Source organism: Allobacillus sp. SKP2-8, assembly GCF_007559355.1.
GTDB classification, from domain to species: domain Bacteria; phylum Bacillota; class Bacilli; order Bacillales; family Alkalibacillaceae; genus Allobacillus; species Allobacillus halotolerans.
Window position 1 is genome coordinate 52,848 of the sequence record NZ_VMHF01000010.1, and the last position, 12,450, is coordinate 65,297.

Sequence of the window (12,450 nt, forward strand, 5' to 3'; positions counted from 1 at the left end):
GGAGTGGAAGGATTGAGGCCCGTCCTTAATCCTTCCTTCTTATGAAGTGAGGGGATTTAATTGGAATATAGTATTCTGTTTCTATTACTGATTTTTGTCATTGGTTTTGTCGGCTCGTTCATTTCTGGCATGGTCGGAATTGGCGGCTCCATTATTAAGTATCCAATGCTTTTATATATACCATCAATATTAGGCTTTGCAGCTTTTTCAGCCCATGAAGTGTCAGGCATCAGCGCCATTCAAGTATTCTTTGCGACCATTGGCGGTGTCTGGGCCTATCGTAAAGGCGGATATTTAAATAAACAACTTATTATTTACATGGGTGTCAGCATTTTAATCGGTAGCTTTATCGGTGGTTTTGGTTCTCGTTTTCTTACAGAAGGATCCGTTAACTTCGTCTATGCCATCCTTGCGACAATCGCAGTCGTGATGATGTTTTTGCCGAAAAAAGGATTGGATGATCAATCGTTCGATGAAGTAACGTTTAACAAAATGTTAGCATCTAGTTTAGCGTTGGCAGTAGGTATCGGAGCCGGAATCGTAGGTGCAGCCGGGGCATTTATTTTAGTGCCGATTATGTTGATCGTCCTAAAAATTCCTACACGCATGACAATCGCATCATCACTGGCGATTACCTTTATATCATCGATCGGTTCGACAGCAGGTAAATTATTGACCGGTCAAATCCTTTTCGTACCGTCTGCAGTCATGATTGTAGCTAGCTTAATTGCAGCTCCACTCGGTGCGATGATGGGTAAGAAAATGGATACAAAAATCTTACAGTGGATTTTATCTGTATTGATTTTAGCATCCGCAATTAAAATATGGTTGGAATTCTTTTAATTGATTTTTGAATAAAACCATGAAAAAAGTGTTCTATATCCTTTGGTGGGTATAGAACACTTTTTTCATTTGAGTAGCTCATATTTTTAGTTAGCCCTCAAATTTTCTGGGATAGCTGGAAAGTGGGTTCAGGAGTAAAAGTATCAATTGCTACAACAACGATTACGATAGTCCACAGAATCAAAAAAATGATATTTCCGATTCTGATCAATTTAATTTGAATATCCGACAGCTCAGGAACTTCTTTATATCTCCACCGATTTAAAAAGAAAAAACTTTCTTCTGGTTCATAATAGCTCCATATCCCAACACCATAAACAGGTATTGATAATACGATGATGATGAATAACATTGCCCATCCCCCAATTGTAAAAACATATACGATACATCCTATTAATATCTCTTTTCTTAAACAACCCTGCTATTTATACTGATGATTATGATGATAATATGCCCTCCAACACTCAGTAATCAAAGCGTTTGAGCTGAAGAAGGGACTCCGCTTAGATGTCAGATTATTTAGAAGGTATTGACATATGTATGATAATATTAATATAGAGATATACAAATGTCTATTCAGCAATCGGACCATTTTACGGAAAAGTGCCTTGGATGGAAAGGAGTTATATACTTGATTATTTTTGTAGAAATTTTACGAGTCTTTGCTAGTGTTTTGCTTATTATAAGTTCTGGTTTCTATCTAAGGCATTTAGAAAAGACTAAAAAGCAAAGAAAACTTGCCTCAATTGAGTTAGTTATGTATTTCACGATACAGTTTGCATTTATTCTCTTTGCTATTAGTTTATTGATTGTAGTGTTTTTTAGATAAAAGTTGTTCAGCAATCGGGCGCGATTGCTTAGTAAGGATTACGTTTCAAATGGGCCACATAGCAGAATAAAAGGAAACTAATGTAAGGGGGATCCAATCATTAATGCTTATTATAGGTGCATTGATAATTCCATTTTTCATATATGCTCTTGTTATGTATATCAAATTTTCTAGAAGCGAGGATTCCAAAAACGAAAAAGAGAAAATAAATATTAGCCAAATCAGCTAAATACGCACTTCCTGTATTTCCTGTTGGCTGGCTTGTCTTGGAATTTTATCACCGTATTATAGCGAACATACCATATGAAACGTATAGAGACGCTATATGGGTATTAGTCTTGCTGTTATTTACAATCTATGGTTTTTCGATTCGCCATTATACAAGAAGACAGGTATTCGAAAATCAAGAAGTATTTGGTAAGTAGTATTCTGGAAACGGCCGCGATTGTCAAATAAGAACTGGCGCCTAATATTGGAAGGAATGGACCAAATTTATGCATAAATCCAATTGACTGAAATATCTACAGCATTCATCCATATATAATTAAAAAAAAGGTAACTAAAATAATATGATAAATGGATGGGATACAAATGATTATTATGCTATTAGTTATTGGACTATTTCTCGGATTAGGATTTGTATTTATCAACGGAAAAGGATCTTTTTTAATTGCAGGATTTAACACAATGCCCTCAGAAGAGAAAGAAAAGTATGACGTGATTGCACTCTGTAAGTTTATGGGGAAAAAGATGTTTGCTTTGTCATTTAGTATGATCTTCTGGTTACTCAGTGTAGCATACGATCTTAAGTGGTTGTTCTATATTGGTCTAGTTCTATTTTTAGCTGTGATTGTTTTTATGCTTATATACATAAATACTGGAGGTAGATTTAAAAAATAGAAAGTGTTTCAACTCAAACAGTTAAAAGTTGTAATATAGCAAATGGGCGCGATTATGAAGCAAAAAGATAATTGAAAACACTAGAAAAGGCTGAGATAACTCAGCCTTTTTTGCTTGCTAATTGTACTGTTAAAATATTGTTAATAAGGGTGCCAATTGGTGTGTGACTAACACTTTACTTTTCTATAACTGAACGTGTTACTATTTGGAAGTTTTAAAATAAAGTCTTCATGTTAAACAGGTCTTACAGTAATTTCATTTACGTTTACATAGTCAGGTTGAGTGACTGCATAAACGACTGCTCGGGCAATATCTTTCGTTTTCAATTTTTCTCGATCTTCAGGCCAAGGTGTTCTTCCGCCGAGTGTCGTATCAACCATTCCTGGAGATATATTGGTAACGCGTACTCCGGTCTTCGCCAGTTCCTTCTCCAAACCAGCAGAAATAGCGCGTACTGCGTATTTCGTTGCGCTATAGACCGTGCTTTTTTTCGTCACTTCAAAACCGGAGACGGAAGCGATGTTAACAATATGTCCCGTCGCACGTTCAACCATCGCTGGCAGCACACCATCAATGGCATACAACGTACCTTTTATGTTGGTGTCGATCATTTTTTCCCACTCATCGACTTTACCTGAACGGACAGGGCCAGAAAGGACTTGGCCGGCGTTATTGACCAAAATATCAACTTGACCAAACTTTTCTTCCGCTTTCTTAATGAGCTGCTCGACATCTTCTTGGTTTGAAATATCAGTTTGCACGGAAAGAACATTGTCATTTCCTTGTTTTTTAATTTGTTCCTTAACGGTTGCTAGTTTTTCAGTACGTCTAGCAGCCAAGATGACATTTGCACCTTCGCTTGCAAGTTCTACAGCGATTCCTTCACCGATTCCGCCGCTAGCACCCGTAACGATTGCTGTTTTTCCAGTTAATTGACTCATTTCCATGATTCCTCCTCGCCAAATTTCCAGTTATATACTCATCTAGCTGTAAGTTTAACATACTCTTTTTCTAAGCTCTTCTAAAAGGGGATAGATGCCGTTATTCGGAACGTTCTAATCGAGGGTAGCTTGCCGAAAACCGTCTCTACCTCCGAATAGAGGCGCTTTAATCGAGGATAGCTCGCCGAAAACTGCCACTACCCCCGAATAGAAGCGCTCTAATCGAGGGTAGCTCATCGAAAATCGTCATTACCCCCGAATAGAAGCGCTCTAATCGGGGCTAGCTCGCTGAAAAAGTGCCACTACCCCTGAATAGAAGGAGTGTTTAGAAACTCACACTAGCGGTCTCCACTACCTAAGCCCTAAACTGATCCAATCGCTCGAAATATTCATGCAAGAAATCATAAAATAATTGCTCAGTGGGCAGCAACGTTCGCTGAGTCGGAATGATAACGCCTACTGGTCGGTGGATGACGGGATCATTCACCCGTACGGTCGTCGCGGTGCGAGGAATATTATCAATCAATGTCATTTCGGGCATGAGTGCAACGCCGAGTCCTGCAGAAACCAATCCTTTGAGTGCATCGATATCGGTTCCTTCAAAGGCAATCTCAGGTTCAAAGCCCGCATTCTGGCAAGAGTCTAGCACAAGTTGGTGGAACATATAGCTTTCAGGCAGGATACAAAATGGGTCATCTTTTAACTCGAGTAAAGAAATCGATTTTTTCTTTGCCAATGGATGGTGAAGCGGTAGTAGAGCGACAATTTCTTCGCGGAATAGCGTTCGACTTTTGATTTGCGTATCTTGCTCATCATTAGGAATCGGTGCAGTAATGGCCATATTGTAATCGCCTTTTTTAACGCCACCGATTAAGTCATTGAACAATGCATTATTCATTTCAAACTTCGCATCAGGATATTTTTTTCTGAACGCATATATGATCGAAGGCAGTGTGTGTGCTGCCATGCTGATCGGAAAAGCAATTCTTACCGTACCTGAATAAGGATTTAACGATTCCTTCACTTCTCGTTTGGATTCTTCGGCTAAATTATAAATTTGCGTGGCTCGCTCGAGAAAAATTTGTCCTGTTGGCGTTAAACGGACATTTCTTCCCTCGCGTATGAATAATTTAACACCAAGCTCTTCTTCCAAATTATAAATAGAGCGACTGACAGAGGATTGTGAGACGTGCAATTCTTCTGCTGCATCAGTCATATGCTCGCGTTTGGCTACTTCCATAAAGTATTCCAGTTGTCTAAATTCCATCATTTACCTCCATTCATGCAATTAATGCATAGGTTTGATGTAATTGTTATATTGAAACGATTATTTGATTTATTATAAGATAGATAAAAGAGAAAGTCTATCATGTGAGGGGTTGTTCTATGTCTATCAGTCAGTTAAATGAAGTGAAAACAGACCAAGTAAATGAGTACATGAAAAGCGTTTATAAAAAAGTTGAAGAGCGTAATGAGGGCGAATACGAATTTTTGCAAGCCGTTAGGGAGATTTTTGATACAATTAAGCCGGTTTTATATGAATATCCCGCTTATATGAAGTTAAATATCTTGGAGCGTATTGTTGAACCGGATCGCATGATTTCGTTCAAAGTGTCTTGGGTCGATGATGAAGGCAATGTTCAAGTAAATCGTGGGTTCAGAGTTCAATTCAATAACTTGCTCGGGCCATATAAAGGAGGCCTACGCTTTCACCCGACGGTCAATTCCAGTATTGTAAAATTTCTTGGCTTTGAACAAATCTTCAAAAATGCATTGACCGGACAATCCATTGGCGGTGGAAAAGGTGGAGCGGATTTTGATCCGAAAGGGAAGTCCGACCTTGAAATTATGCGTTTTTGTCGCAGCTTCATGACCGAATTGAGCCGTCACATCGGACCGGATGTCGATGTGCCTGCAGGGGATGTCGGTGTTGGCGAACAAGAGATTGGTTATTTGTTTGGACAGTACCGAAAAATGCGTAATAGTTTTGAACCAGGCGTGTTGACCGGAAAACCACTTGCGTTTGGTGGAAGTTTAGGACGGAAAGAAGCAACCGGCTATGGAACGATTTATTTTGTAAAAGAAATGCTTGAAGATAACGACTACAGCTTTGAAGGTGCAAAAGTCGTTGTTTCCGGTTCCGGGAATGTTGCTTTGTATGCCATGGAAAAAGCGACTGAACTCGGTGCGACCGTCGTAGCATGCAGTGATTCATCTGGCTGCATTTATGATGAGAACGGTTTGGATATTGAATTTTTGAAGCAGATTAAAGAAGATGAAAAAGAACGTGTCCAGCATTATACAACCGTCTACTCAAATGCAAAGTATGTAGAGGGATGCGAACATATTTGGTCATTTCCTTGTGATATCGCATTGCCATGCGCCACGCAAAATGAACTCGATCTCGATGCCGCAAAAGCATTGGTGAAAAATAATGTGAAAGCGGTTGGTGAAGGCGCGAATATGCCATGTACGTATGATGCGGTAAATTATTTACTGGACAAAGACGTATTGATGGCTCCAGCAAAGGCTGCCAATGCGGGTGGTGTTGCTGTATCAGCATTAGAAATGGCCCAGAATAATATGCGAACACATTTGACGAAAGAAGAAGTCGATGCACGTTTGCAACAAATTATGAAAAATATTTATGCGGAAAGCATTGAAGCCGCGAAGAAATATGATGATTCCGAGAACCTTGTCGTCGGAGCGAATATCGCAAGTTTTATAAAAGTCGCCGATGCGATTGTTGCACAAGGTGTATAAATTCTCATTAAAAAAAGCCAATCAAGAGCTGTATAGCTCCTGGTTGGCTTTTTTATTTAATGGATATGGTTATGCAGTGAACGTTCATTTGTCAATTGAACAAACTTTTCTTCATAGTGCTGTTTCTTTTTCTGTTGGTTGGTTTTATCGAAAAATTTAATCGTATCACCAAGCGCACTTTCTAGTAGTTGTGGTTCATTCACTTCTTCTAACACATCAATGGCTTGTTCATATGTTTTGCCGGCAGCTTTTTGGTCCGGATGGTCTTTATTTTCCAAACTATATGCGTATTGCATGAGTACCATTCCATAGTCTCTTTTCGGATAGGTTACTAATTGACGTAACTTCTTCATTGCTTTTTCATAAAATGGCACGGCTTCTCCCCATTTCGATTGAATGAAATAGGTGTATGCCATTTCAACATAGGCTTCAATGAAAATACTTTTGTCTTGAATGGATGATTTCTCTAATAGCGTAATGGCTTCGTCCAAATACGAAACAGCATCATCATATTCATTCTTCGTTGATGCGATTTTTCCTAAGCTAATTAAGCTGTCGATTTTGTATTGAATAAATTCCTCGTTCGCCAGTTCAACAACCTGCTTGAAATAATGAACGGCATCATCATTTTGTTTTTTGATTGAATGAAGATTCCCGAGTTTGATCATTTGGTAAAGTACGAGATCATATTCTTCCTCATGATTTGGGTCTAGCTGTTCCAATGCAATCGAATAGTACTTGATCGCTCGACCGAACTTTTGTAATTTTTCTTCAGCCTCCGCAAGCAATAAATAAGCTTGCGACTTTTTGTTGTGGTCTACGTCTTCTTCGTCATCAAATTTTTTAACTGCGTCCGACATGATTCGTCTTGAAAGCTTATAATCATTTAAATAAGCAAGGTGGCTATAGAGCATGAGGTCATCAATTGTCGGTTGCTCCAGCTCCTCATACAGCCCTTTAATAATCTCCGCACCTTGTTTTTGTTCGCCGACTTGTGAATAGCTAATTGCATGAATGAGTGATAAAACAGTGACCAACTCGGCGTTATCTTCATATTTTTCTTGAAGTGGTTCAATTTTTGTCAACAAACTACGGAAGTTAGCTTTTTTGAACTCATCCTTAATGTCTTCCAAATCTTCTTTATTTGTTTCTGTGAATAGTGGTTCAAGCTGTGCGTCAATATCAAATATATCCATAACTTTGTCACCTCGATTGTTCTTCTGTTTTTAGTTTATCAATGGTTGGTTGAATAATGAAGTCATTACGGTTGAATTATAGTTCGATTAAAGTGAAAAATAAAGATGGAAGTGCTTAATTTCCGGATTTTATTGTGTATCATTGGAATGAACAGTGTGTTATGTATGGTCCATTTCGGGAATTGTAGACTACAGAGCGTATCGTATTTTCTGAAAAATGGATTCTGGAAAACCATAAAGGCTACTTGTGCTGTAAGGAGGATTGTATTTGGAACACGATCATTCACATTCTGCGAATAAAAAGTCATTAATGTTCAGTTTCATTATTATAACTGTTTTCATGGTTGTTGAAGTCATCGGCGGCTTGATCACCAACAGCTTGGCTTTGCTTGCCGATGCGGGCCATATGCTTAGTGACTCCATTTCATTGGGAGTCGCATTTTTGGCGTTTACATTAGGGGAACGCTCGGCCAATTATGATAAAACATATGGCTATAAACGGTTTGAAATATTAGCGGCAGTATTTAACGGTGTCACATTAATATTAATTGCTGGGTACATTTTTTATGAAGCATATCATCGGTTTATTGATCCACCGGAGGTTGCATCAACAGGGATGCTCATCATTGCGGTAATTGGGCTCGTTGTTAATTTGATTGTTGCCTGGATTATGAATAAAGGTGATACAGAAGAAAACTTGAATCTTCGCGCAGCATTCTTACACGTATTGGGCGATTTATTAGGATCCGTCGGTGCCATGGTCGCAGCCTTACTGATTATGTTTTTCGGTTGGGGATGGGCAGATCCATCAGCAAGTGTTCTCGTCTCCATCCTGATTTTAATCAGTGGTCTTCGTGTATCAAAGGAATCTTTTCATGTGTTAATGGAAGGAACTCCGAAAAATGTCGATATGGATAAAATCATTGAAACAATCGAAAATGTTGAGGGTGTTCAATCCATCCATGATTTACACGTATGGAGTATTACGAGCGGCCAAAACGCTTTATCCTGCCACGCTGTAGTCAATTCTGACCTTCCGATTCGTGACTGTCAGCATATCTTGAAGACCATCGAATCAGAGTTAGAGGAACAAGGAGTCGGACATGTGACGGTTCAGCTCGAGAGTGAAGATCACGGACATGGGGACTCAGTGGTTTGTCATCATGATCAAAAGGCATAAATAACAAGACTTAGCCTCGCATATGTCGGGCGGCTCGCCGTGATTGTCGGGCGGTTCGCCGCGTTTGTCGGACGGTTCACCACATTTATCGGGCAGAGTTACGCCAGTCGCTAAGTATTTACGCTCATAAATAAAAGCCCACAAAATCAACGTTTCGTGGGCTTTTCAGTAACATTATTTTATTTGAATATACTTTTCACCGAGCAGTTCATTTTCATCATATTGTTCCGAGTTCAGATGCTCATCGATAAAGCTTGCGATATTCGTTTGATCCACGTCATACATCACTTCAATTTCTTTAGAAAATAAAAGCTCTTCTTCAGCGAGTAGTTCCGTAAGCGTTGGTTGCTCTTTCGGCTCTAATTCATTTACGCCTAACACTTGTTTCAATCCTTGAATATATGCATCCAATGGACGACCGCCGACAATCTTAATGCCTTTCTTCTCTTCATTAATCATTAAAATAGAAGGGAAGCCCATCGCACCAAGATTTCTCGCTTGCTGGAAGTCTTCGTTCAACAATTTTTGTGCACTAGGCTCTTCCGCTTGTGTAACGATTTTTTCACCTTCGAGCCCCATGTCATCTACTATTTTCACGAGTACTTCTTTATCAGAAATATTTCTGTTGAAAGCAAAAACAGCTTCCCGTGTACGACGTAAATAAGTGCTTGCAACATCATCTCCGTGCATATTTTGAATGACTTTAAATACTCTTGATGCAGGGTATGATGATTGCACTGGATTGTCTTGCATGAGTGATCCGTCGATTGGCATCCGTGTTTGCTCACCGACTTCGCGCCAATGTTTTGTGACATCAGCAGGTCCGTAAATTCCGTTAGCTGGGTCAACAGGTCCGTCTCCCCATTTTTCCAGCAAACCACCCATCACCGTATGGAAACGGAAATAGTGACCGTACTGTTTTCTGAAACGTCGTAGTACTGGTTCAATTGCCCAGCAATGTGAACACATTGGGTCCGTAACATAATAAACGTCGATTGTTTTTTGTGGTTGATTCAAATCAATTACCTCCATTTCTTCTTCATCGCCGACACCGCACACACCTGTATTTGGATCACATATTAAATTATTTTTCATTGAAACTCCTCCTCTTAAACATTCAATTTGCTTGTGATTCCATCATAGTCGATAATATAGAAGAGAAAAACCAGTAAAACATTGAATCTGTTGTATATCCGACACATTTAAGAAAGTGTTGAAAATAATGAGGTGAAAATCATGTCCGAAGCAAAAACAGACTTAAGAGTTTTGCGGACCCGAAAGCTTATTATGGATTCGTTTATCAATCTTTCCGGACAAAAAGAATTTCGGGATATTACCGTGAAAGATATTACGGAAGAAGCGATGATCAACCGAGCGACCTTTTATTATCATTTTGAAGACATACACGATCTGTTGGAAAAAGCATTATCCGAAGTTCTGTTAATCAATTTGAGTGCTGACCAATTCGACGGACGAACGCTTGACGAGCAATCAATAACCGATATGTTTTTAGCCATTACTGAATTCCAACAATCTCTTTCCAATCGATGTCATCGAGGATACGAAGAGACGATCGCCCGTATTATTCGTGAACAGCTTGAAACAGTTATTTTTCAACTGTTGGCAAACGGACAAGAGGAGAAGGACTTCAAAGAGCAAGGATTAAAAATATTGTCTAATATGCTCGCCTGGGGATTGTACGGCGCGTCTGATCAGTGGAAAAAATACCATTTTGATGAAAAACCAGAGGGGTATATCCAATCTGTCATTCCTTATCTAGTCAAACTTGTAAAAGAATAAAACATCTTTAATACAATGAAGCCGTATTTAGAACAATAAAGGTTCTATGAATGTCGCGAAAATAGTGTATATTGTACGGCAATTATATTTGATGGGGGTGACACATGAACTTAATCGCCTGGACAATTGTAGCTTGTGAGGTTGGTTTTTGGATTTTTATTATTGCTGGATTAGTGATGAGGTATATCTTTAACCAAAAAAGAATAGGCATCCTCCTTTTAGCGATGACGCCAGTTGTTGATCTAATCTTAATTTTAGTGACTGGGATTGATATGTATCGAGGTGGAGAGCCGACTACTGCTGATGCGATTGCGCCTATTTATATTGCGGTCTCTATTATTTATGGAAAAAGCATCATTCAATGGGCTGACGAACGTTTTGCGTATTATGTAAAACGAGAAGGACCAAAACCGCCCCGTCGTGTTGGTATCGAATATGCGAAACATAGTATGAAAGGCTCGCTCCAACATATTTTGGCGTATATGATTGGGGGAGCAATTTTATTATTCATGATTTATTACATAGGAAATGACACAGATACGACCGTCCTAGAGAGTACACTCAAGTTTTGGGGAATTATTGTCATTGTTGATAATGTGATTTCTCTAACTTATTTTATATGGCCCCGTGAGAAATAAATGGTTTAATGAGAACATACGAAGGGACTCAGACTCAGTCTGAGTTTTTTTATGCTCATAAAAGGAATTGTGTAAAATATCTAAAAACTCTTACAATAAAACAATTTTCCAGCTACAATTAAGATAAATACGATAGCTAAATGGGGTGATGCAAATGATTTTGAATCACATTCGAGTATTAGATTTATCACGATTGTTGCCAGGTCCTTATTGTACGATGATGTTAGCGGATTTTGGGGCGGAAGTCATTAAAATTGAGGACCCTAGCCGAGGAGATTATTTGCGGGATTTTGAACCAAAAGTAGATGAAAATAGCGCTGTCTTCCATTCACTGAACCGGAATAAAAAGAGTGTAGTACTAAATTTAAAAGATGAAGCGGATAAGCATTCTTTTCTGAATTTGGTCGAAACGGCTGATGTCATTGTTGAGTCTTTTCGTCCAGGTGTGATGGAACGTCTTGGCTTGGACTATGAAACGTTAAAGTCTGTGAATCCAGGTCTTATTTATTGTGCTATTACGGGTTACGGGCAAAATGGCCCATTTCAACAAGAACCAGGGCATGATTTAAACTATTTGGGCTATGCTGGTTTACTGCAATTAATGGGAGATCAAGAGAGGAAACCAATCGTACCGTCGACCCAGATTGCAGATATCGGTGGAGGAGCCTATCCGGCAGTGGTTGGCATTTTACTATCGATTATCGAACGAGAGAAAACGGGGGAAGGTCAGTTTGTTGATATTTCCATGTTGGATGGCGTGGTTTCTTGGTTACATATGATGCTGCCAAACCATGTAGCGGGGGTTTCGCCAAAGCGTGGATCAGAATTGTTGAATGGCGGTTATGCATGTTATCAGGTATATGAGACGAAGGATGGGAAGTATGTCGCCCTCGGTGCGGTTGAAGCGAAATTTTGGAAGGCGTTTTGTGAAGGAATCAATCGTGAACATTTTGTTCCGTTACAACATGCCGCTCTTGATGTTCAAAATGAGATGATTGCTGAAATCGAAATGATTATGAAACAACAATCCCAGTCGGAATGGCTCAAAAACTTTGAACAGTTGGAGGCTTGTTTGACACCTGTTCATGCGTTCGATGAAATGCTAGAAAATCCTCAGTTACAAGAACGTGAGATGATTCAATCGAGTGAATCGGGGTTGAAGCAAATGATTGGAAATCCGATAAAATTATCAAATGCTAAAAGTCGTGCAACTGACCCGTCACCCAAACATGGTGAACATACGGAAGAAATCCTTGAAGAATTGGCGGATAAAAAGCAAGTTTAGTGGGGAGACGGCGTTCTATACCCTCGAGCGACCGTGCAAAGTTACCGGAAAGTCTTATAGTAGACTTCTATACCC

The 12,450-nt window shown here is 39.3% G+C and carries 12 protein-coding genes; 7 read left to right on the forward strand and 5 right to left on the reverse strand.

Features of this window, described 5'->3' with window-relative positions; all coding sequences use genetic code 11:
• Positions 1-60: 60 nt before the first annotated feature.
• Positions 61-843, forward strand: coding sequence for a sulfite exporter TauE/SafE family protein (locus tag FPQ10_RS08965; protein WP_144163155.1), 783 nt, complete (start codon positions 61-63; stop codon positions 841-843).
• Between the two features lie 97 nt (positions 844-940).
• Here the strand turns inward: FPQ10_RS08965 and FPQ10_RS08970 are convergent, their stop codons facing one another.
• Positions 941-1,195 carry a DUF6199 family natural product biosynthesis protein gene (locus tag FPQ10_RS08970; RefSeq protein ID WP_144163157.1) on the reverse strand — a complete coding sequence of 85 codons (255 nt, stop codon included), beginning with the start codon at positions 1,193-1,195 and terminating at the stop codon, positions 941-943.
• 1,068 nt (positions 1,196-2,263) lie between these two features.
• Here FPQ10_RS08970 and FPQ10_RS08980 point away from each other — a divergent pair.
• Positions 2,264-2,572: a DUF3784 domain-containing protein gene (locus FPQ10_RS08980; RefSeq protein WP_144163162.1), complete on the forward strand. Its 309-nt coding sequence runs from the start codon at positions 2,264-2,266 to the stop codon at positions 2,570-2,572.
• A 233-nt stretch (positions 2,573-2,805) separates the two neighbouring features.
• Here the strand turns inward: FPQ10_RS08980 and FPQ10_RS08985 are convergent, their stop codons facing one another.
• Complete coding sequence (locus FPQ10_RS08985) at positions 2,806-3,513, reverse strand: SDR family oxidoreductase (protein WP_144163164.1); 708 nt, start codon at positions 3,511-3,513, stop codon at positions 2,806-2,808.
• Between the two features lie 355 nt (positions 3,514-3,868).
• Positions 3,869-4,780 (reverse strand): glutamate biosynthesis transcriptional regulator GltC, encoded by a 912-nt coding sequence (gene gltC, locus FPQ10_RS08990; protein ID WP_144163166.1) that lies wholly within the window; start codon positions 4,778-4,780, stop codon positions 3,869-3,871.
• A gap of 119 nt (positions 4,781-4,899) precedes the next feature.
• Here gltC and gdhA point away from each other — a divergent pair, with 119 nt between their 5' ends.
• Complete coding sequence (gene gdhA, locus FPQ10_RS08995) at positions 4,900-6,276, forward strand: NADP-specific glutamate dehydrogenase (protein WP_144163168.1); 1,377 nt, start codon at positions 4,900-4,902, stop codon at positions 6,274-6,276.
• Positions 6,277-6,332: 56 nt separating this feature from the next.
• Here gdhA and FPQ10_RS09000 read toward each other — a convergent pair whose 3' ends face one another.
• Positions 6,333-7,472 carry a tetratricopeptide repeat protein gene (locus FPQ10_RS09000; RefSeq protein WP_144163170.1) on the reverse strand — a complete coding sequence of 380 codons (1,140 nt, stop codon included), beginning with the start codon at positions 7,470-7,472 and terminating at the stop codon, positions 6,333-6,335.
• Positions 7,473-7,740: 268 nt separating this feature from the next.
• Here FPQ10_RS09000 and FPQ10_RS09005 point away from each other — a divergent pair, with 268 nt between their 5' ends.
• A complete protein-coding gene (locus tag FPQ10_RS09005) occupies positions 7,741-8,652 on the forward strand; it encodes a cation diffusion facilitator family transporter (RefSeq protein WP_186278629.1) in 912 nt (303 codons plus the stop codon).
• A gap of 174 nt (positions 8,653-8,826) precedes the next feature.
• Here the strand turns inward: FPQ10_RS09005 and FPQ10_RS09010 are convergent, their stop codons facing one another.
• Positions 8,827-9,747, reverse strand: coding sequence for a DsbA family protein (locus FPQ10_RS09010; RefSeq protein ID WP_144163174.1), 921 nt, complete (start codon positions 9,745-9,747; stop codon positions 8,827-8,829).
• 141 nt (positions 9,748-9,888) lie between these two features.
• Here FPQ10_RS09010 and FPQ10_RS09015 point away from each other — a divergent pair, with 141 nt between their 5' ends.
• The 3 genes from FPQ10_RS09015 to FPQ10_RS09025 all read left to right on the forward strand — a co-directional run bounded on the left by FPQ10_RS09015 (position 9,889) and on the right by FPQ10_RS09025 (position 12,375).
• A complete protein-coding gene (locus tag FPQ10_RS09015; protein WP_144163176.1) occupies positions 9,889-10,452 on the forward strand; it encodes a TetR/AcrR family transcriptional regulator in 564 nt (187 codons plus the stop codon).
• Between the two features lie 104 nt (positions 10,453-10,556).
• Positions 10,557-11,090: a hypothetical protein gene (locus FPQ10_RS09020; protein WP_144163178.1), complete on the forward strand. Its 534-nt coding sequence runs from the start codon at positions 10,557-10,559 to the stop codon at positions 11,088-11,090.
• A gap of 154 nt (positions 11,091-11,244) precedes the next feature.
• The gene (locus tag FPQ10_RS09025) at positions 11,245-12,375 is read left to right on the forward strand and encodes a CaiB/BaiF CoA transferase family protein (protein WP_144163180.1); all 1,131 of its coding nucleotides are present in this window, start codon (positions 11,245-11,247) and stop codon (positions 12,373-12,375) included.
• Positions 12,376-12,450 lie beyond the last annotated feature (75 nt).